Source organism: Sphaerochaeta sp. UBA5849, from assembly GCA_002432715.1.
GTDB lineage: Bacteria > Spirochaetota > Spirochaetia > Sphaerochaetales > Sphaerochaetaceae > Sphaerochaeta.
Map to the genome: position 1 here is coordinate 19,021 of DJGJ01000066.1, position 21,387 is coordinate 40,407.

Consider the following 21,387-nt stretch of genomic DNA (forward strand, 5'->3'; position numbering starts at 1 on the left):
TTTGCAACCGGGGCCTTGCTTCACTTAAAAGTCCAAAACAGTGAGTTCCTTGACAGTGAAATCGTAGTTCTGCTCGTTGAGCACAAACGCAAAGCGTTCTCCTTTCTGATGGTTGAGCAACGCTCTTCCAAACGGAGCCGAGAGATTGATGATGTTCTCATCGGGGTTCGATTCCCAAGGACCCATGATGGTATAGACTACCTCCTGCTCCTTTATGTGGTCGAACAGAACAACCTTGGTGCCGAAGCCGATTTTGTCAGGGTCGACCTTGTCCTTGGTGATGACGGTTGCCCGGTCAATTTCTTCAGCAAGGCGGCGAAGCGTGTTGTTCAAAAGGCTTTGCTTCTCCTTGCCGTACTTATACTCGCTGTTCTCCCGAAGGTCTCCCATCTCACGAGCCATTCCAATCTCACGGGCGACTTCCGGCAGTTCTACATGCTGGATGTGCTCCAGCTCCTTCTTCTTGGCTTCCAAGGAAGCTGCTGTGCAGAAGAGCCCGGTGGGAACAACCGATTCCTTATCGATGGGCATCACCTCATCAAAGAACTTGAAGGACGGAAACTTCTCACTGATGGCATGCTTGATCTCGATCTTCTTGCCCCCGGGCAGGTCGAACACGTTTGCCACAAGACTGTAAATTTTTTGGGCGTTTTCTTCCTTTCCTTGCTCGATGTACTTGAAAATGTCATTCTCATCGAAGAGCAATCCCATCAAGGTTTTTGCGTTCTTGCGGTTCTCCTGCACATCCTTCCTGTTGTCGATGCAACGATTGGTATAGTCGAGCATTTGCAGTTTGGTGAAGAGCAACTGTTCTTCGCTGATCCCGGCCTTGGCCCATAACTTCGGTTCGCCATTCTTCAACAGATAGAGCAGGGTGTTGCCTTTCTCCTTGAAATTCTCGACGGCATCCTTATAGACTTTCACAAAATCATTGGTCTTTTTGTTTTGTCTGAAGATATCGGGGATGTAACCAGTCAGGTAATAGGGGAACAACTGTACCAAAACCTTCGGCCAATTGTCGATTTCCTCCACTACATGGTCGATGAAGCTCTTCTTCAGCTCGGAATCCTTGATGGCGGCAAAACAAGTCTCGATATTGTCGGCTCTCTCATAGAGCAGGGAAAATGTCAGGCTTTCAGGCATGTTTATAAAATTCATGTTCTGTTTCTTCACCAAGTCTTCAAGCAACAGGAAGGAGCTGAAAGTGATGTCGGTGGCCGTTACGATCGGCTTTGGGGATCCATTCTCCTCAAGGAAAATATCCCTGAAGTATTTGACCATCTCGAAAAAGAAGTCGCTTTCAACATCACCCTTGCTTGCGATGAAATCCTTAAGGCTCTTGATCTTATCATAGAAGTCTTTCTCTCCTCTGAAGACAGAGAGCTGCTTCTCCTCGTAACTGACGGGAGTGGACCGAAGCAAATATGTGTCAGTCTCATTGTTAGAAAGATCGAAAAGAGGATTGTTCATCAGTTCTTTCTTGGCTTGATTGAGCCAGGGAGTCCACTCCTTGGCATCAAGGATGGAAGGAACCAACTCATTCTTCATCTCCTTGAGACTGATTTTTCCGCCATTGCTGGACATCAGGGTGTTCAACGTCCAGGTAACGTCTTCTTGTACTTTCTTATTAAGCTTCTCACGGGGGAGGACGCTCTTGAGAACCCAGATATGACTCTTGGGCAGGGCCTGCAGACTCTTGAAAGCCATGGAGGTGGATAGCCTTGATCCCTCCTTGGTACTCTGGCCGGCAAAATCGACAATTACATCATTCTCATCGATGGATCTGATGCGGCCGATGCGGTTGGTGCTGTTTTGAAAGACAAAGGTACCCTTGTCAAAAGCGATGTTCGTCTCAAAATCTTCGATGCTGTGCAGCACATCCCGGGTGAAATTGCTGGTCAGGGCGCTGCTTTCCAGACAATTCTTCAATCTGGAATGGGTCTTGTACTTGGTTTTATAGCTTCTGATCAGATTCTCACGGGCAAAGGAATCCTCGCGGTCGAGAAACAACATTTTCTTCTGGCATTCGATCTGGCGATCGATGTCTTCCTTGTTTGCAAGCTCAAGATCACGCAACAAGGCGATTGCGGTACTTTTACTGACGAGTGCCACTTGGTCCGCCACCGACATGAAGTAGCCGAAATTTTCTCCTTCAAGCTCGAGCATGGCGAGAAACAGACTGCGGATTGAAGAAACGTCCTTGCGCTTTATCAAGCGATGCACGGCTTTCTTGTAGAACCCAATCGCCTTGTCCTTGAATCCCTTCTGGTTCGCATGCACGGCAAGGGAGCGGACGATGTCCACCTCCTCATAATCGACCTTGACCAATCGTTCCCACATGGCGAACTTCTCATCCTCCCTGCCGGTCTGTTCATAGCAGGAAGAGAGCAGGCGAAGGGCATGCTTGTTTTCACTGCGGCTCAAAATCTTGTTGCAGAGCATCTCAACGACATTCCACTTCTTGTTCTCCATAAACATCTCAATGAGATTGAGAAGCTGGAGATAGTCATCCGCACCTTTTCGTTCCAATTGAATGGAACCACTGAGGTACATTGCAATGATACTGTTGCGCTCTCGCTCAGCGAGGTGCTTGTCACATAGGTTTTTTACCTCGGTCTTCTGCTCCTCATCCAACTCCTTGATTTGTTCATCAAGAGTCTGAAAGCTGTTGACCGTATAGGTTTGCACCGTAGTTCTTGTCCACTGCTCTTCTTTCAGTAAGTTCTCAATCTCATGGAATCCCATGGCTTCCTCCAACTATATTTATCCATATTCTCAGACGTAAAAGAAACCGGGCAGACCGGGTCATAGTCTGCTCGGGTTTGTCATCACAAGCTACTGTGTTCACTATACCACGCTTTGAAAAAACTAGCAATTGATTTTCAGAAAGGCCTAAAACATATTAACAAATATATAGTATTATTGCGATAAATGACATTGCAAAACCTCTTTCTACCTGCTATAACTGGAGTATGGAAAAAACTTCTCTCATCATCGCACCAAGCATGCTTTCCTCTGATTTTTCCCGTACTGCCGAGGAAGTGGAAAGTATCAAAGCAAGTGGTGCGCAGTGGGTTCATCTCGATGTCATGGATGGCAGGTTTGTGCCCAATATCACCTTCGGTCCCAAATTCATCAAGGACTTGCGCCCTCATTCCGACTTGGTGTTCGATACACACCTGATGGTTGATGAACCTGAGCGTTTTATCACCCATTTTGCGCAGAGCGGCAGTGATCACATCACAGTCCATGCAGAAGCTACCGTACACCTGCACAGAACCCTGCAAATGATCAGGGACTGCGGATGCAAAGCAGGTGTTTCCCTCATCCCGTCTTCGTCTGTTTCGTCAATCCTTCCCATCCTGGATATGGTTGACCTGATCCTCATCATGACGGTGAATCCCGGATTCGGCGGACAGAGCCTTATTCCCTCTACGCTTGAGAAGATCGGTGAGCTGGCTTCAATCAGAGAGAAGAAAGGATACAAATATTTGATCAGCGTAGACGGGGGCATAAACCTGTCAACAGTTGCAACCATTGCAAAGCTGGGCGCCGATGTTGCAGTCTGCGGCAGTGCATTTTTTTGCGAACAAGATCGTCCTGCTTTTGTTCGGGCGATGAAGGAACAAGCAAAGGCATGAAAGCGGTAATCCAACGGGTACGTCGGGCTCAAGTTGCCGTTGATCAAGAGGTAGTGGGCAGCATCGAGCACGGCTTGTTGGTGTACCTTGGGATTGGAAAGGGAGATTCGTATCAAAACCTCACTTGGTTGTGCCAAAAAATTGTCAAGCTTCGCGTCTTTGCCGATGATGCGGGTAAGATGAACAAGGCCTTGGGTGAGGTTGGGGGGCAGCTGTTGGTGGTAAGCCAGTTTACTTTGCTGGCAAACCTGCATAAGGGGAATCGCCCTTCGTATGATGATGCGGCAGATCCCAAGGAGGCAGAGGTCTTGTATGAGGCCGCCTTGGATCTTTTCCGTTCGATGGGTTTTGTTGTGGCCGGCGGACGCTTTGGAGCGCATATGGATGTTTCGTATACGAATGACGGACCGGTCACCTTTGTACTGGAAGCTTGATGTGAAGCAAATACGACCTGAGCGCCTCTTTGTAGGGCAAAGGGCTTGGAAAGCCTGAGGAGCATACTATGGCAAAAAATAAAGAATCGACGTTTCCTACCGACCTCAACCAAAAACGAGAGGCACTGGAAGCCGCAAGAATCCAGATCGACAAGCAGTTCGGCAAGGGTTCCTTGATGAAGTTGGGTGACAGCGAGGAGTCCTTGGACATCGGTTACATCCCCTCAGGCTCATTGTTGCTTGATGAGGCGCTCGGTATTGGTGGGTATCCAAAAGGCAGGGTCATTGAAATCTATGGTCCTGAAAGCAGCGGCAAGACAACGTTGGCTTTGCATGCGATTGCCGAGAGCCAAAAAGCCGGAGGCATCGCTGCATTCATCGATGCCGAACACGCAATGGATCCCAGTTATGCAAAGAAGCTGGGGGTGAACATTGACGAATTGTGGATAAGCCAGCCGGACAGCGGTGAGCAAGCCCTTGAGATTGCCGAGTCACTGGTCCGCAGTGGAGCGGTGGATGTCATAGTAGTGGACTCGGNNCCCCCCAGGCGGAAATCGACGGGGATATGGGCGACAGCCACATGGGATTGCAGGCTCGTCTGATGAGCCAGGCGCTCAGAAAGTTGACCGGTCTGCTTTCCAAGAGCAATACCACCATCATTTTCATCAATCAGATCCGTATGAAGATCGGTGTCATGTTCGGAAATCCCGAGACAACCACCGGTGGCAATGCCTTGAAGTTTTATGCTTCGGTACGTATCGAGGTCCGCAAGATAGAATCCCTGAGCAAGGGAGCCGATGATATAATCGGCAACAGGATCCGCATCAAGGTCGTCAAGAACAAGGTTTCTCCTCCCTTCAAGAAGGTTGAACTCGATCTTATGTTCGGCGAGGGGATCAGCTACATTTCCAGCGTGCTCGATGCCGCACTCAAGTACGAGATGCTGGAGAAGAGCGGTTCGTGGTACTCCTACAACGGTGAGAAGATCGGGCAGGGCAGGGACAAGACCCTGGATTTCCTCAAGGACAATCCCGATATTGTAGCGGATTTGGATGCCAAGCTGCGCGCTCTCATGTTCCCCAAAAAAGTACGGGAACCAAAAACTGGAAAGGATGAGGCCAAAGCACCGCCTTCACTTGACTAGCGAGCGCTTCCTTGTCAACAAGCCATTGCTTGGGTATACTCATTCCATGGGTGACGGCAGTGATGAATCAAGATAAGCAATACGTTGAATCCGGGGGTGGGAAAACTTTTCATACCCCCATTTTTGACGGTCCCCTGGACCTCCTTCTTTTTTTGATTCAAAAGAGCGAAATCAACATTTATGACATTCCCATCAGTGCGATAACCGACCAGTTTCTTGCGTACCTGAGACAGGAAGAGATCACCGAACTCTCCGATTTGACCCAATTCTACAAAATGGCTGCCGACCTTCTGTATATCAAGAGCAGGATGTTGCTCCCTGTTGATTTGGAGTTTGATGAGGAGTACGAGGATCCAAGGCAGGAGTTGGTCGAGCGCTTGCTGGAGTACCAAAAATTTAGGAAATATACGGAACTGTTGACCAATACATCCGGCTCAGGGGAACTTTTCATCAGTCGCAAGAGCTCGCAGTTCAGGTTGCCTTTTGGGGATGAGGAGTTGTTTTGTGATGTTACGCTGCAGGATTTGCTTGCAACTTTCTCCCGGTTGATGACAACCATTACACCGAACAAGGTGTTCAATGTGTATGAATCCGTTACCGTCAACGAGAAGATTGCCCTGATGCAGGAGTTGTTTGAAACCAAGGAATATATCAGTATCGAGGATCTTATCATCCATCTCGGTTCACCCTTGCACATCATCTGTTCCTTCATGGCGATTCTGGATGCTTGCAAGCTTCGTATGATCACCTTGGTGCAGACAGAACCCTATGGACCGATCTTGATCCGTCGCCGTGACGAGGCTTTCGCTCTTGATTTCAACCAGTTTTATGATGACGATGACGACCTTGAGCTACAGGGGTTTCCCGATAATCCGATAACAGAAGAGGAAGAGCAGGAATTTTTAGCAGAAGATTCTGCGCAAGATGCAGAATCTGATCGTGCAACTACTGACGCTGGTCGGGTTTTTCTGTATGATGATGAGAGTGAGGTTGAGCAAATCTTCCTCGACGATGATGAATAGGAGCGTTGGTGGTGGATAAGAAGAGGCAAACCGGCGATGTGATGCCGGGTCAAGGCCCCCTCTTGAGTACAGAGGCCCGTTTGTTGGAAGTAATTCTCTTCTTGGAGAATGAGCCGGTGAGCTTGGAAAAGCTGATGAAAATGACATCCTTCACTGCAGAGACAGCCACGGCTGCCCTTGCAGAAATCAAGGAGCATTACGCACTCTTTCTCCATGGGCTTGATCTTGTTGAAAGCCAAGGTTCCTATCACTTTCTCCCTTCTTCCGATTTGCACGACAAATTGCGTTCCTGTTACGGCAAACGTGTCGACAGGCGCCTATCCCGTGCTGCTCTGGAAACGCTCTCCATAGTTGCCTACAGCCAACCGATCACCCGCAGGGAGATCGACAATATCCGCGGTGTAGCCAGCGACACCATCATCAGGTTGCTCAGGGAGCGGGAGTATATCAAAGTGGTTGGCCGAAAGGACGTTCCCGGCCATCCTTGTTTGTATGGAACGTCAAGAAAATTCCTCTTCGAATTCAACTTGAGCAGTATAAGTGCTCTACCCAAGCTTTCGGATATTGACCGTTTGCGGTTTGAAACGGAGACGACACAGGAGATTGAGACAGAATGAAATTGGAATATCCGATTCGCCTGCAGGCCTATATGGCAAAGAGCGGTTGCGGTTCACGGAGGTTTTGCGAAACCCTGATCACCGCCGGAAGAGTGACGATCAATACCAAACGGGTGACCGAGCTTGGTACCAAGGTCAATGAGGAAGATGTCGTCATGGTCGATGACCAACTCATCGAGCCTGCAGACAGGACCTACTACTACGCCCTGTATAAACCACGAGGGTATGTCTGCACGAACTACGACCCCAATGAGAAGCTCTACGCCCGCGACCTGATCGACATCGCCGACAAGAATCTGCTGTTCCATATCGGCAGGCTCGACAAGGAGTCCACCGGCTTGATTCTCTTCACCAATGACGGTGATGTAGCCCAGAAGGTGATGCATCCTTCCCGCGAGATTGAGAAGGAGTACCTGGTCAGCTGTTCCACCGAGGTAAGAAGGGAAGACCTTGAGGAAGCTTTGAAAGGTGTCTACATCGATATCCCCCAGCCGTATCGTATCAAGCGTTTTGAGATTCTTTCCAAGAAGTGGGTAAAGATCATCCTCACCGAAGGCAAGAATCGTGAAATTCGGAAGATTTTCAGTTACTTCGGATACGATGTGAAACAGCTCGTACGCATAAGAATCGGGTGCATCGAACTTGGAGACATGCAGCCCGGCCAGTACCGCCCGGTGTACCCTTCGGAAATCGAGGCTATGCTCAAAGGTGAGACTGAGCCGGTGAAGAAGAGGAAAGTCTCATGGTAGTTGCAATCGACGGACCGGCCGGGGTGGGCAAGAGCACCATTGCAAAAATGATTGCTCAGTCCTGCAACTTCTATTATCTGAATTCAGGCTCTTTCTATCGTGCCTATACCTTCCTGCATATCCAAGAGGGCAAAGACCCCATGGATTTTCCCTCGGTGCTTGAGACCGCCAGACAGCATGTCCTCGCAGTCGATGGTGGCCGTATCTGCGTGGAAGGTGAGGATATCGAGGACAAGCTCCATACCAGTGAGGTCGATCGCTTTGTTGCCAAGATTTCTGCGTATCCTCCACTGCGCGAGCATGTGAACGAGCAGCTGAGAAGAATTTCAAAGGATATGGATGTCGTGGTTGAGGGCAGGGATGTCACTACGGTTGTCTTCCCCGATGCCGATCTTAAGTGTTATTTCGATGCAAAACCGGAGGTACGGGCCGAGCGCAGGTTCAAGCAGCATCCCGACGGGCCGGACTATGAGACGGTGCTCAAAGAGATACAGGAGCGCGACCATATCGACAGGACTAAGCCTGTAGGGGCTTTGCAAGTGGCCGATGGAGCCCTCTATATCGATACCTCGCACTTGACTATGGTGCAAGTTTGTGAGAAAGTGTTATCTGCTATTTTTACGCTTAAAGCGAAGTAAATAGGTAAATTTAGGATCAGGAGAAATCAAGTGGCTGAAGAACAAGAAATGGATGAAAAGAAGACCAAAATGCAGGATATGCTGCAGGAGGAGTATCTTAAATCTCTTGATGGAATCGAAGACGGTCAACTCGTGGCCGGTACTGTTGTCCAGGTAAACAACGAGTATGTATTCGTGGATGTCGGTTACAAGAGCGAGGGTCGCATCTCTCGTGATGAGTTCGCATCTATTCCTGAAGTTGGTGAAGAAGTGAAAGTCGTCATCATCAATAAGGAAGGGAAGGGCGGTCAGATCGTCGTTTCCAAGAAGCGTGCCGATTTCAAGGAACGCACTGATGAGCTGAAGGCTGCTGCTGAAAGCAGATCTCCCGTTTTGGGCAAATTTGAGAAAGTAATCAAGGGTGGCTTCGAGATCGATCTCGGAGGCGAGTACAAGGGGTTCTGCCCCCTCTCCAAGGCTGACGTAGTTCGTGTCGAGGAACCGGAGACTTTGATCGGAGTAACTGATTACTTCATCATCGACAAGTTCCATGGCGGCACCAAGCTCAAGAGCGTGGTGAACAGACGTGAGTACCTTGACCAGAAAATCAAAGAAAATAAAGAGAAGTTCTTCTCCACCGTTCAGATCGGTGACGTTGTCGAAGGTGTGGTCAAATCCTTTACCTCCTTCGGTGCCTTCATTGACCTTGGCGGTTTTGATGGACTGTTGCATATCAATGACATGAGCTGGGGCCATGTCACCCGTCCGAAGGATTTCGTGAAGAAGGGACAGGTTGTACAGCTCAGGCTTATCAACATCGATCCCGAAACCCAGAAGATCAACCTGTCACTGAAGCACATGCAGGAAGATCCCTGGACCACCTTTGAACAGAAGTACAATGTCGGTGACACCATCAAGGCACCGGTGACCAAAATCACCACCTTCGGTGCATTCATCGAGATCGAGCCCGGCATCGAGGGTCTTGCCCATATCTCCGAGCTGTCCTGGACCAAGCGGGTCAACAACCCCAAGGAAGTCCTGGATGTCGGTGATGTCGTCGAGGCAAAGATTCTCGGGTATGACTTGGACAAGAAGCGTGTCTCTTTGGGCCTCAAACAGCTTGAGGAAAATCCCTGGGATACCATTGTGGAGCGTTATCCTGTCGGCATGACACTTTCCAAGCCGGTTGTGAAAATCACCAATAGCGGCGCTTTCGTCAACCTCGAGGAAGGCATCGACGGCTTTCTGCACATCGATGACATTTCCTGGACCAAGAAGGTCAAGAATATGTCTTCCTTCTGCGCAGAAGGTGATGTGATCGACGTTGTGGTCATCCGTGTCGAGCCCGACAACCGCCGGATCCGCCTTGGCGTGAAACAGCTTGAAGGCAATCCTTGGCAAACCCTGCGCCACGACTATCCGAAGTTCAGCACCATCAGCGGTGTCATCACCAATGTGACTGACTTTGGCGTATTTGTGAAAGTTCTGGGTGACATCGAAGGCCTGATCAGCAAGTACAACCTGGTCGGACCTGATGAAGAGTATACCGATGAGGTCCTCAAGAAGTTCAAGGTTGGCGATCCCATCACCGCCATGGTTGTTGAATGCAATCCGACCACCCAGAAGCTGTCTCTCTCCATCAAGGAGCTGGTAAAGCGTTCCCAGCAGTCGGAAATTGCAAAATACATCCATGAGGATGATGACAGCGATACTTTCTCCCTTGCAGACATGATGCGTTACAAGGATGAGGATAGGGAAGACAACTAAGGTTGTGTTCCACCATACTAGGCGGCACACAGCCGCCTGTGTTTTATACCCTTGATAACGGAGATGTAGCATGAGTAATAAAAAGAAGGATTCTGCTGAACTAACCTTGACTGAAAGAATCGAAGGATCATTGAATAGCTTTTTGGCCCGTAACAAGAAGGCAGCCATTATTGTCTTGGCAGTTGTAGTTATCGGTCTGATTACGCTTGGCATCGTTACTTCGGTCAACAACAAGAACCTGCAAGCGCAGTTCAACTCGATTGATTTGCTGGAGACCGCCTATTCCGAGCTGCAGGCTCTGGGAACCGAGGATGAAGGGTATCAGGCCAAATATGATGAACTCGTAGCCGGCTTGAACGACTTGGCTGCAAAGGGAAACAAATACCCCAGCCTCAAGGCTCAATACCTCCTGGGTATGATAGCTTTTGAGAAAGAGGAGTATCAGAAGGCTCTTGACAGCTTCATCGCTACGTACTCGAATGCAGGTAAGAACTACCTTGCTTCGCTTGCGCTGACCAACGCTGCAGTAAGTGCGGAAGAGCTTGGCAATGACTCGTTGGCTCTTGAATACTATACCAAGGTCATTGATGAATTCGGATTGTCAGCCGCCGAGGCTCCGAAAGCCTTGTTCGGACAGGCAAGACTTCAGGAAAAGAAAGGCAACCTAGAACTTGCCAAAGCAACGTTCCAGCAGCTCGCCGATCAATTCCCGACCTCTGAGTTTGCCAAGATTGCAACCAATAGACTTGCCTTTCTGTAGGTAAACGGGGTAGGGTGGACTAAACCCAACCGTGAAGAGAGGAGACAGATGCCATGAAGATGAGAAATCACATTCTTCGTATGGTGTCTGTCTTTTTTCTTGTCCTGGTGCTGGGTGGGTGTGGGATGGCGGTAATTTTCTATATCGATTCTTATATCGATGTTACAGATAATGATACTGAGACCACCCTGTCTGGATCCTATGTAGTAAGAAATGATGAATTCAATAACCTAGCACTCATCGAGGATGATACAGGACCTTCACTTTGGATCGGTTACATGGTAAGTGATTCATCCACAATATCTTCAAGCAGCAGTATCATCAATCTATTTGCTTATACATACGGTAAAAAGCCGAATGGGCGTACAATCGATAAAATTTCGTTATCAAATCCAGCAGTAGTCAGCGCAAGCGATGGATCATATGCATTATTTCAATTCTCTGGCATAAATAGTTCAAATGATTATGCCGCGCCTTTGTACCATGCCACAGCAGTCGATCATACCAGTCCCGAAGACACATTCACTATCACAAAAACAGATGTCAATTCTACGCATGTTGAGTTTACCCTTGCTTTTGATAACGCAAAATTTGTCAGTCATATAGATGGTGGAATACTTCGTAGATATGATGGTACCCAATTTCCCAACGATGTACCGTACAGTGAAAAAGGGGCTTTTCCTGATTACTTTTATTCTACAAATCCTTCGAACGAATTATATTGCCATATTTTCGCTGCCATGAATGTAACTGAAGGCTCATTCTCCAATATTTACTGGACAAGTTTGGCTTATCTAGGGTATCTTCAATTAGATTAACATAAAAAGGGGACCTTCCCTTCTACAATAGTAATTTTGTATAATCTATAAATAATATATATTCTGTTAACTAGAAACCATTCCAAACATATTTGTTTTGATGGTCCATCAATTACTCGACAGTAACCGACTTGGCCAGGTTTCTCGGCTTGTCAGGATCATTTCCCTTCAGAACTGCACAGTAGTATGCATAGAGCTGGCTGACAATCACACTGAGAATCGGGCTGAACAAAGGATGCGTCTGTGGAAGCCTGAAGATTGCATCGGCTGTATCATCAAACGTATGCACATCCTCAAACGTAATAACCAATGCCGTTGCACCCCTGGCTTTTACTTCCTTGATGTTGGAGTCCATCTTTGCGTACAAGGACGGTTGCGTGCACAGGGCAACCACCAAGGTTGAAGTATCGACCAAGGCAATCGGCCCATGTTTCAGCTCTCCTGCTGCAAAGGCCTCACTGTGCGTATAGCTGATCTCCTTGAGCTTGAGGGCACTTTCCAGACTGATTGCGAAATCAACGAGCCGCCCCATGAAGAACACTTTGGTTTTGTTGAATTGGCTGGCTGCAAACCGTTGGATGTCCTCCTGCCGGTCGATGAGCAACTGGGTTTTTCCCGGCAACTGTCCCAGTGCTTCAAGCAGCACCGAGCGTTCCTGCTTTGCAATCAATGCAGCAATGGTGAAGAGACTCAAGAGTTGCGTTGTAAAGGCCTTTGTTGAGGCTACAGCGATTTCTGGACCGGCCTGGGTATACAGGACCCAATCGGCTTCACGGCTGAGCGTACAGCCCACCACATTGGTCAGGGCAATGGTCGGAATCCCAAGCTCCTTCAAGAGCCTGAGGGATGCTATGGTATCGGCGGTTTCACCGCTTTGGCTGATGAGCAGACACACTTCGCCCTCTTTCTGGATATGTCTTCGATATCTGAGCTCACTGGCTACGAGGACTTCGACAGGAAGACCGGCAACCTGTTCAATTACATAGGAGGCTACCATGGCCGCATGGTAGGCGGTCCCGCAGCCGGTGATCAGCAGGTGTTTGCAGTTTTCCAAAAGGTTTTCTATTTGGGTGGGAAACGCCAATACGCCATCCTTGCATCTCGAATGCAACGTGTCACGCAGAGCCTTGGGCTGCTCGCAGATCTCCTTGAGCATGAAGTGTTCGAATCCGCACTTCTCTGCTGCTTCCATATCCCATTCGATGGTCTGGATTTCCCGCTCGATCTCATCCCCATCGAGGTTGTAGATATGCACCTCATTCTGCGTAAGAGTGGCAACCTCCAAATCCTCCAGGTATTGGACTTTCCTGGTATGGCTCAAAAGCGGCGGCACATCGCTGGCCAGCATGGTGGCATGCTCGCTTCTTCCGATGACCAAGGGACTGTCCTTTCGTGCAACCACCAACACCTCGGGGTGTTGACTGCAGGCAACTGCGATGGCATAGGAGCCTTCCAGGCGCTTGACCGTCTCCGTGACGGCCTGCAGGAGATCGCCGTTGTAGTGGAAGTCGATCAAGTGGGCGATGACCTCGCTGTCGGTTTGGCTCACGAACTTCACTTGATGCTTTTCAAGCCATGACCGCAGCTGGGCATGGTTTTCTATGATTCCGTTGTGGACCACGGCAATGTTCTGTGAAACATCGGTATGGGGATGGCTGTTCAGGTCAGACGGTTCGCCATGAGTCGCCCAACGGGTATGTGCGATACCGCATTTTCCGGTAATCGGTTTTTGCTGGACCAAAAGCTCCAAATTGGAAAGTCGTCCCTTGATCTTGCGTATCTGAAGGTTGTTTTTCTCATCAACCAAGGCGATACCGGCAGAATCATATCCGCGGTATTCAAGCTTGCGAAGAGCTTCAAGGAGAAGGGAGGAAGCTTCCTCTGTTCCGACATATCCAACAATTCCACACATGCAACACCCCTTAAAAGGTCCGGTTACAGGTGTAGTAGCATGATTCGTGCTGTTTTTACTAGAGTTTTGACATCATGAACCGGAAAATTCCTTCTTTTTCATGATGGAACAGGAGAGAAGGTAACTTGCAGTGAAGCAGCAAATCGATGCAATCGGCAACAAAACCAGGATGAATGCAGGCATGGAAGCACTTTGCAGCAACGAGGCAAGTACTGATCCGATGCTCATCAGCGCAACCATGACCAAAATATAGTACAACCTGCTTTTTTCAAAACCAAACTTGAAAATCAAAGGATAGTTTATCGAAACAAAGAATGCACCAAACACAAATTGGGTGACGGCGTTTGAAAAAACAGTGTGTATTTCCCATCTGGATGCAAGAAGCCCAATGACCAAAACCAGAAATATGGAAAGCAGTATGCAACCAAGAGCCAATACATATTTGCTTTGTACTACAAGCTTCCGAGAAAACGGAAGCGCACAAGCATAGGCCTCCCACCCGTCATTCTGGTCGTAAGCCAAGGTGGTGAAGCCAAGCATCAAAGGCATCATCGTGGCCATTACTGTATTGACCAGCCCACCCTGCACTCCAGAGAGAAATACAAATATCGCAATGGCGAGCAACATGATGCCGCTGCGCCTTCGCATCAGAAACACATCCTTGAGCAACAACGCCATCATACTGCACTCCTTCCTTTTGACAAGAAAATGATCAATTCCTCCAGGCTGAGCCTTCGGGATTCAAGAAACGAAGGAACATCCTCTGTCCTCAGCAACAGTTCCACCTGAAAAGACCCCTCACGTTTTGCGATAATCGAATCGCTGTCGATATCGGCTACCATCTGATGAGAGACAATGCCCAACCGATATGTTTCAAGCAACTCATCTTTTTCCTCCGTGAATCGGATGCATCCCTCTTCCAGGAATGTTACATAGTCGCAGAGTTTCTCCAAATCGCTGGTGATATGGCTGCTGATCAGAATCGTATGGTTTTCATCCTTACTGAATTCAGAAAGAATGGAGATGATCTCATCCCTGGCCAATGGATCCAGGCCGCTCGTGGGTTCATCGAGGATCAGAAGGGAGGCATGATGGCTGAGAGCGACGGCCAACTGAAGCTTCACCTTCATCCCCTTGGAGTACTTTCGATACTGCTTCTTTGGATCAATCTGGAACTGCCTCAGATACATCTCATACTGCCCCTGATCCCAATGTTGATAACACCGCCTCAATACTGCGGCAAGCTCATTCGCAGTCACAAGGCTGGGAACCGATGCATCATCGACAATGAATCCGATATGCTGGCGAGTCTCGGCTTCATTGCTGATCCGGCTGGAACCAAGCACCGACAGCTCTCCCGAATCCGGGAACAACAGGCCGAGCAGCAGCTTGATCGTAGTAGTCTTGCCTGAACCGTTTGCTCCGATCAAGCCATGTACGGTACCAGTAGCAACTTTGAAATCCTCGATATCGAGGGTAAACGATCCGTAGGTTTTCTTCATTTTCCTGCAGAGAATTGCACTTTCCATCTCACCGTTCTCCTTCTGCAAGCAACTGATACATCATGGCAAGCTCCTCTTCACTGAGTCCGACAAACTGGGCAAGCAAATGAATCGAGCGCATGTGATCCTCGATTTTTCGCAAATACTCTTCCTTGAGCTGTTCATGGCTTCGAGCCGCTACATAACTCCCTTTCGCTGCAATGGTCTGGATATACCCTTCCCGCTCCAGTTCGTCATAGGCACGCTTGGTGGTTATCACGCTGATGCGCAATTCCTTGGCCAGGGCGCGGATTGAAGGCAGCAACTCACCTTCCTTGAGAATGCCTGAGACTATCTGGGCGCGCATCTGTTGGGCGATTTGCTCATATATCGGGTCTGGATTGGCATTTGAGAGGATGATATCCACAACATGCTCCTTCTGTATATGTACAGTATATACAGTAATAACATCATGTCAAGAGCCTTTCTTTTCCTGTTCTCAAGATTGCAGCAAACCAGTATACTCATAACCATGATCGACTTCACCTATGAAAAGAAAACCACCATCTCCGAAGCATTGATGCAACTTTTTACCATCGTCAGGCTGCTTCGCAGCGACCAAGGCTGTCCTTGGGACAGGGAGCAGGGCCCGAAGCAAGTCTCGACCCATCTCATTGATGAGACATATGAGTATCTGGATGCAGTACTCTGTGAAGACAAGGAGGGCCAGAGCGAAGAGCTGGGCGATGTAATGTTGAATGCGATGATGCTGTTGGAAATGCATCAGGAAACCGATGCGTTGGCGAGTATCGAAGCCCTGAACCTTGTATGTGAGAAACTAATACGCAGACATCCCCATGTCTTTTCCGACCAGAAAGTTGCAAACAGCAGTGAAGTCATCGATGTATGGAATGCCATCAAAGTGAATGTAGAAGGAAAGACGCATCAAAAGGATGACTTTTTCAGTCGTGTCCCCCCTTCCCTTCCCCCGTTGGAAATGGCCAATGAAATCCAAAAGAAAATCCGCAAGGTCGGCTTTGACTGGCCCGAATCCCGAGGTGTATTTGACAAAGTACAGGAAGAGCTTGAGGAAGTCGCTACTGCGTATAAGAACCCTGAGGACAAGCAAGAGGACCTTGAGATGGAGTTGGGGGACCTGCTGTTTGCTGCAGTGAATCTGTGCCGCTATCTGGGGTACAACCCTTCTTTGGCCCTGCATCGTTCCAATCAGAAAATGAGAAGACGCTTCAATGCACTCTACCAGCGTGCTTCGGCGGAGGGCATTGTACTGAGCCGGGAGAACCTCGCTTACATGGACCGGCTCTGGGAAACGATCAAGGAGGAGGAGTGAGCCATGGCCGCCGAACCACTCCAACCCAATCGTGCAGTCAAGCATGAAAAGAGCGCCATCTATGAGCGAATCGCCGTGGACATAGCCAAGCGTATTGCAAATGAGGAACTTGCCGAAGGGATCAAACTATCGGGAAGAACAATTCTCAGCGGTGAATACGGGGTATCGCCGGAGACCATCCGCCGTTCGTTCGCCATCCTGGAAGAACAAGGGGTGGTTGCAGTAATGCAAAACAGCGGTGTAGTGGTGAAAAGCCGCCTAAAGGCCAAAGCTTTCATGGAAGCCTATGAGAAGCACGATGAATCGAAGCATCTGCTTCATCGCATGCGCACGCTTTTGGAAGAGCACGAGGCTTTGGACCGCGAATTCTTCTCGCTTGCAAAACAGCTGTTCACCATAAACTCGCGATTCGCTGAGGCAAACCCATTCCCCATCATCAGCCAAACAGTTTCGCAAGCAAGCAAGGTCATCGGCAGGTCCTTGGGTGAATTGCGTTTTTGGCAGGAAACCGGAGCCACCGTGGTGGCGGTACGAAGAGAGGGTGCGATCACCCTATCCCCCGGTCCGTATTTTTGTCTGCAGGCTGAGGACATCCTGATGATGGTAGGCCCCCAGGATTCCCTGCCGCGCATCGAGAACTTACTGCAGTGATGCAAAGAATTGCGGGTACGAAACACCCCAGGAACCGGCGTAGAGCGCTTTTCTGGTGATGCGCAGGCGGCTGGCAAGTGCAAACTTGTCAGTGTCATTGCCGAAGAGCGATTTGACCAGGTTCTTCTCCCCTTCCAAACGGACGGAGAACAAACCCTCCGACTCCTTGTGCACCACCACATCCTTCAACTCTTGATCGCAGAATGATTCGAGCAGCGTTCGGCTCTTCTCGTCCTCCCTGGTCTCAATGGTGTACAGACTTCCTTTGAGATACTTGGCCAACGTCTGTTTCTTGTCGAGCCTGAGGAACAGCACTTGGACGATCTCATAGCCGTCATTCAGGGCCGAACCCAATTTCTCTTTCACTTCTTGTTCCGTCAGATTCTCACTATCGATCAACTCGGCGAGCATCACTTCCTCATCACCGGCAATGCCCACAGAGAGCGGATTGACAAACTCTAGCTTGGGTTTGGGATTGAAGCCCTGGGTGAACTGCACCCCTACTTTCGATCGCTGGAATGCCATCTCAAAATTGCGCATCGCATGGATGTGGCTGATATACAGCGAACGACCGAACCTGCGATAGGTTATCAGGGCTTGGACAGTCTTTGATATGGGTTCCTCCTTCGGTTCAATCACCAAGGTTTTGTCTCTCACTTGTTCAAGAATCGGATCCTTGTGCGTTGTATCGATGACTTCGGTCACTTTCGAGCAGACACCGCAGAGATGGCTGCACGACTCAAAACATCGCTCGGTCAACAAGAGGTTCTTAGCCTTCTCATACTCGTCCTTGAGAAACTTCTTGCTGACCCGCATGCTCACCGAATCCCAGGGAAGCTCTTCGTCAAGGCCGTACGGTTCGAAGATGCAGGTATCAGGATTGTAAGAAGCCTCCCCGATCGCCTCCAGCCACAAATCAGATTTCAGGTATTCGTCCCATGCATCAAGCCGGCAACCCTTGCGGTAGGCTGACTCGATGACAGCTGCATAGCGCTCATCACCACGGCTGATCAGCCCTTCCAGATAACTGATGTTGGGCTCATGATAACTAACCTTGCAACCTCTGATGCGCTCATTGATGGCTTTCTTCAGGGAAGAGAGCTGTTCATAAGACTGGGTCGGTGTAAGTTGGCTGCACCACTGGAATGGAGTATGGGCCTTTGGAATGAAGGTTCCGATGTTGATATTCATCGAGAGGCGGGTGGCATCGTAAATGGCCCCTACATAATCGACGATGGCCTGGTTCTCGACCTGCCGATCGACGAAAGGCAATCCCACCATGAAGTAGAATTTTGCCAGTTTCCATCCCCTGCTCTTCGCCTCACGGGCTATCTCGATGACCTGCTCAAGGGGGACTTCCTTGTTCATGGCCCGCTGCCAGGCTTCCTTGGGTGTTTCGATGGCAAAGGTCAATCCGCTTTTTCGTACCTCCGAAAGCTGCTCGAGGATTCCCAGGGAAAACGAGTTCACCTTCAGGCTGGGCAGGGAGAAGGAGACATGCCTGTGCGAATACTCTGCGTTGAGCGTCTCGATCAACTCCTTGATGTACGGATGGTCCCCGCTTGAAAGCGAGGAAAGCGTAATCTCGCGATAGCCGAAGTCGCTGACATGCTGCTCAACCTGGGCTGCCATGGTGCTGTACAGCTTCTGTCGATACGGCTTGTAGTATTGGCCTGCATGACAGAATCTGCAGCTGTTCGGACAGCCGCGCATGATTTCCACCACCCCATTATCCTGGGCCACCTTGAAGTTGGGAACCACATAATGGCGGTAGGTATGAGATTCAGGAGTGGCAAAGTTGGTATCGATGAAGCGCAAAGCCAACTTCTTGCCTGTGTACCAGAGATAGGGAAGGCTTTGCAGCAAGGCAAGTTTCTCGCTTCTGGACTTCTGCTGTTTTTTCGCATCGATCAGAATCCGGGCAACCTCCTGCAGACCTTCCTCGGCTTCCCCGATGTACACGAAGTCCATGAACGGAGCGAATGGAAGAGGGTTGGTGACGGCAGGGCCTCCACAGATTACTATCGGATGCTCATCGGTCCGGTCACAGGCATGCAGGGGAATCCCTCCAAGGTCCAGGACCTGAAGGATGTTTGTTGCACCCAGTTCGTATCCGATGGAAATTCCCAGCATATCGAGTTCGGAAAGCGGTTTTTGAAGATCAAGGGTATAGAGGGGAAGCTGTTTTTCCCTGAGCAGCTGTTCAAAGTCCGGGGCTACCGAAAAGACACGGTCGCAATAAACCTCCTCCATGCTGTTGAGCAAGTCATAGAGAATACGTACGGCGTTGTTGCTCATGCCGATTTCATACAAATCAGGAAAGCAAATTGCTGTATGAAAATACACCTTTGCAAGGTCTTTGGTTCCATAGTGGAACTCTCCGCCTGTATATCGGGCTGGATTTTGAATCATCAACAAGTCATCGGCGATCATATCTACAATCTGCATGGCATCATCCTATTTCATGGTATGGTATTTGCCAAGCTTTGGTATTTGTTTGCCTGAACGCGCTGATCGGCTTGGCTTGCGAATCGGGCAAGGGCAGTATACAGGTTTTTCTTCATCGTGGCATCAAGCACCTTGCTCTCAAAGGTAGCAGCGTATGAGAAGTAGTCATAGGCGCTTTGAACGTCATGTTGCAACAGGCTTGCAAAGAGAAGCAGGTTCACTGCTTGTTCATCCGTCAAGGAAGTGAATGCTTCCTTGATGAGGGAGAAAGAGGTATTGGACTCAACCAATACCTTGGCATAGGCCAGGCCGTCCAAGGAACCCTGCAAATAGGTGGTGAAGATCCTATGGGCATCCTCGGTTCGTTTGGCGCCAAGCAATGCTTGATACAGCTCCTTGGCGGTTGCCTCGTCCAAGGCCTTTTGCTCTTCCAGCAACAGGCCCATTTCAATAACCAGAGCGCCATCCGCCACCCTGTTTCCCAGCAGGACAGCAAGCTTTGCCGCTGAAACCGATGTACCCTGCCTGCCTGCCATCGCCACATACAAGCGCAGGCTCGCATGTGCTTCCTCAATTTTGCCAAGTCGCTCCTGGGCCAACGCCACATAGTACAGGGAACCCTTTTGATAGGTATGGGAAAAGTCCTCTCTTGCAACGCGTTCAAGCCTCTCATAGTCGCCCTGCATTGCAAGTTGGTCGAGCGAAGGCTCGCCTTTGCGGCATCCGGCGAGAAGCAAACAAAAAGAGAACAGAAGAAGGGTGCAATAACGCGGTCTCATCATCTTCTGTTCTCCTATCACTATCAAAAAAACAAGGCAGGCAATAAGCCGGGTTCTGTATCAGATGATCATCTATCTACGCCTCCTGTTACCAGGATGCTGTAGCAACCGACCCGCAGGCTCAAGACGGACAACCCAACCTGCTGCTTGATTTTGCTCCTGACGAGGCTTACCCTGCCACTGTTGTTGCCAGCAGTGCGGTGGGCTCTTACCCCACCATTTCACCCTTGCCGATTGCTCGGCGGTATATTTTCTGTGGTGCTCTCTATAGCGTCGCCGCTCCCGGGTGTTACCCGGCGTCATGTCCTATGGAGCCCGGACTTTCCTCAAGCTGCCTTACGGCCGCCCGCGATCATCTCGCCTACCTTGTAAAAATCCTAGAGCAGGTCGTCGAATTCGCTTGAATCGACAAAGTCGGCAAGGCCGCCTTCCTCAATCTCAACATCCTCGATTCTCTTGCGGAACTGCTCATCCGCACCCTCAACCTCTTCATAGTAGAGGATTCGGCTGCAGTACGGGCAGAACTCAATATCCTTGGCTGAACGAACAACATTGACGAACTGGATGGGAAGTACAATGTGGCATCCCTGGCAAACCAACCCATGGATGGGAACAATCCCCTTGCCCTTCTTGTTCTTCACAATGTTGCAGAACTTATTGTACAGGTCCTCGGTGATGTCGCCGGCGATGTATTGCTCGCATTTGGTCTCAAGTTTTGCAAGCTGTTCTCTCTTATCGGAGAGCAGGGCTTCAATCTTGCTTGCTTCGTTATCCACTTCCTGCTTCTGCAGCATCATCAACTGCTCTTTTTCGGTGAGGCGGTCACTGAATTCATGGACCTGCTTCTCCTTGACGTGCAGTTGCTTGAGCAGACTTTGTTCTTTTGCAGAAGCATCCTTGATTTCCTTCTCAAGCGCTTCGAACTCACGCTGGGTGGAGATCAATTCCATCTGCTTTTCGGAGTTCTCACGGGCATGCACTGCATCATCGTACTGGATGCGCAGGCTTCTGAGGTCATCCTTTGCTGTTTCACTTCTGGCATGTTCATCAATATATTCCAAATTGATCTTGTCCAGCAGCTCCTGCTTGACTTTCAGATCTCTGGGCAACTTGACAATCTCATCCTCAAGGGCAAACCGTAAGGTCAGGTCTTCCTGCAATTGGCTGAGTTTTGCAAATACTTCTGCTTCTTCCAT

The 21,387-nt window shown here is 49.5% G+C and carries 19 protein-coding genes, 1 other RNA gene and 1 pseudogene; 12 read left to right on the forward strand and 9 right to left on the reverse strand.

The genetic code is table 11. The annotated features are described in order from the left end of the window. Positions 1–24: 24 nt before the first annotated feature. Positions 25–2,745: a transcription elongation factor GreA gene (gene greA, locus B3K89_RS11350; protein ID WP_293893812.1), complete on the reverse strand. Its 2,721-nt coding sequence runs from the start codon at positions 2,743–2,745 to the stop codon at positions 25–27. Between the two features lie 227 nt (positions 2,746–2,972). Here greA and rpe point away from each other — a divergent pair, with 227 nt between their 5' ends. The 10 genes and pseudogenes from rpe to B3K89_RS11400 all read left to right on the forward strand — a co-directional run bounded on the left by rpe (position 2,973) and on the right by B3K89_RS11400 (position 11,569). Continuing rightward, on the forward strand, positions 2,973–3,641 hold the full coding sequence (gene rpe, locus B3K89_RS11355; RefSeq protein WP_293893815.1) for a ribulose-phosphate 3-epimerase: 669 nt from the start codon (positions 2,973–2,975) through the stop codon (positions 3,639–3,641). Further along, positions 3,638–4,075 carry a D-aminoacyl-tRNA deacylase gene (gene dtd, locus B3K89_RS11360; protein ID WP_293893818.1) on the forward strand — a complete coding sequence of 146 codons (438 nt, stop codon included), beginning with the start codon at positions 3,638–3,640 and terminating at the stop codon, positions 4,073–4,075. Before rpe ends, dtd begins: the two co-directional genes overlap by 4 nt. Before the next feature lie 68 nt (positions 4,076–4,143). Next, positions 4,144–5,219: pseudogene (recA, locus tag B3K89_RS11365) on the forward strand (recombinase RecA). A 62-nt stretch (positions 5,220–5,281) separates the two neighbouring features. After that, the gene (locus tag B3K89_RS11370; protein WP_345907424.1) at positions 5,282–6,241 is read left to right on the forward strand and encodes a segregation and condensation protein A; all 960 of its coding nucleotides are present in this window, start codon (positions 5,282–5,284) and stop codon (positions 6,239–6,241) included. A gap of 11 nt (positions 6,242–6,252) precedes the next feature. Further along, positions 6,253–6,858, forward strand: a complete 606-nt coding sequence (gene scpB / locus B3K89_RS11375) for an SMC-Scp complex subunit ScpB (RefSeq protein WP_293893827.1) — start codon at positions 6,253–6,255, stop codon at positions 6,856–6,858. Further along, the gene (locus tag B3K89_RS11380) at positions 6,855–7,607 is read left to right on the forward strand and encodes a pseudouridine synthase (RefSeq protein ID WP_293893830.1); all 753 of its coding nucleotides are present in this window, start codon (positions 6,855–6,857) and stop codon (positions 7,605–7,607) included. Before scpB ends, B3K89_RS11380 begins: the two co-directional genes overlap by 4 nt. Continuing rightward, positions 7,601–8,245, forward strand: coding sequence for a (d)CMP kinase (cmk, locus tag B3K89_RS11385; RefSeq protein ID WP_293893832.1), 645 nt, complete (start codon positions 7,601–7,603; stop codon positions 8,243–8,245). Before B3K89_RS11380 ends, cmk begins: the two co-directional genes overlap by 7 nt. A 30-nt stretch (positions 8,246–8,275) precedes the next feature. Then, entirely contained in the window at positions 8,276–9,991 is a 1,716-nt protein-coding gene (locus B3K89_RS11390; protein WP_293893834.1) for a S1 RNA-binding domain-containing protein, read from the forward strand. Positions 9,992–10,061: 70 nt separating this feature from the next. Further along, positions 10,062–10,751 carry a tetratricopeptide repeat protein gene (locus B3K89_RS11395; RefSeq protein WP_293893836.1) on the forward strand — a complete coding sequence of 230 codons (690 nt, stop codon included), beginning with the start codon at positions 10,062–10,064 and terminating at the stop codon, positions 10,749–10,751. 53 nt (positions 10,752–10,804) lie between these two features. Further along, on the forward strand, positions 10,805–11,569 hold the full coding sequence (locus B3K89_RS11400) for a hypothetical protein (RefSeq protein ID WP_293893839.1): 765 nt from the start codon (positions 10,805–10,807) through the stop codon (positions 11,567–11,569). 112 nt (positions 11,570–11,681) lie between these two features. Here B3K89_RS11400 and glmS read toward each other — a convergent pair whose 3' ends face one another. The 4 genes from glmS to B3K89_RS11420 form a co-directional block, all read right to left on the reverse strand. Further along, positions 11,682–13,481 carry a glutamine--fructose-6-phosphate transaminase (isomerizing) gene (gene glmS / locus B3K89_RS11405; RefSeq protein ID WP_293893842.1) on the reverse strand — a complete coding sequence of 600 codons (1,800 nt, stop codon included), beginning with the start codon at positions 13,479–13,481 and terminating at the stop codon, positions 11,682–11,684. Between the two features lie 72 nt (positions 13,482–13,553). Then, positions 13,554–14,162 (reverse strand): ABC-2 transporter permease, encoded by a 609-nt coding sequence (locus tag B3K89_RS11410; protein WP_293893845.1) that lies wholly within the window; start codon positions 14,160–14,162, stop codon positions 13,554–13,556. Beyond that, a complete protein-coding gene (locus B3K89_RS11415; RefSeq protein ID WP_293893848.1) occupies positions 14,159–15,010 on the reverse strand; it encodes an ABC transporter ATP-binding protein in 852 nt (283 codons plus the stop codon). Before B3K89_RS11415 ends, B3K89_RS11410 begins: the two co-directional genes overlap by 4 nt. Before the next feature lies 1 nt (position 15,011). After that, entirely contained in the window at positions 15,012–15,389 is a 378-nt protein-coding gene (locus B3K89_RS11420) for a GntR family transcriptional regulator (RefSeq protein ID WP_293893851.1), read from the reverse strand. Positions 15,390–15,494: 105 nt separating this feature from the next. Here B3K89_RS11420 and mazG point away from each other — a divergent pair, with 105 nt between their 5' ends. Continuing rightward, complete coding sequence (gene mazG, locus B3K89_RS11425; RefSeq protein WP_293893854.1) at positions 15,495–16,313, forward strand: nucleoside triphosphate pyrophosphohydrolase; 819 nt, start codon at positions 15,495–15,497, stop codon at positions 16,311–16,313. A 3-nt stretch (positions 16,314–16,316) separates the two neighbouring features. Continuing rightward, a complete protein-coding gene (locus tag B3K89_RS11430; protein ID WP_293893856.1) occupies positions 16,317–16,964 on the forward strand; it encodes a TrkA C-terminal domain-containing protein in 648 nt (215 codons plus the stop codon). Here B3K89_RS11430 and B3K89_RS11435 read toward each other — a convergent pair. The 4 genes from B3K89_RS11435 to B3K89_RS11450 form a co-directional block, all read right to left on the reverse strand. After that, positions 16,953–19,412 (reverse strand): TIGR03936 family radical SAM-associated protein, encoded by a 2,460-nt coding sequence (locus tag B3K89_RS11435; RefSeq protein WP_345907425.1) that lies wholly within the window; start codon positions 19,410–19,412, stop codon positions 16,953–16,955. The two genes, B3K89_RS11430 and B3K89_RS11435, sit on opposite strands and share 12 nt — an antisense overlap. Before the next feature lie 14 nt (positions 19,413–19,426). Continuing rightward, the gene (locus B3K89_RS11440; RefSeq protein ID WP_345907426.1) at positions 19,427–20,194 is read right to left on the reverse strand and encodes a hypothetical protein; all 768 of its coding nucleotides are present in this window, start codon (positions 20,192–20,194) and stop codon (positions 19,427–19,429) included. Between the two features lie 25 nt (positions 20,195–20,219). Continuing rightward, positions 20,220–20,560: RNase P RNA component class A (gene rnpB, locus B3K89_RS11445), an RNA gene on the reverse strand. A gap of 8 nt (positions 20,561–20,568) precedes the next feature. Continuing rightward, positions 20,569–21,387, reverse strand: coding sequence for a zinc ribbon domain-containing protein (locus B3K89_RS11450; protein ID WP_293893863.1), 819 nt, complete (start codon positions 21,385–21,387; stop codon positions 20,569–20,571).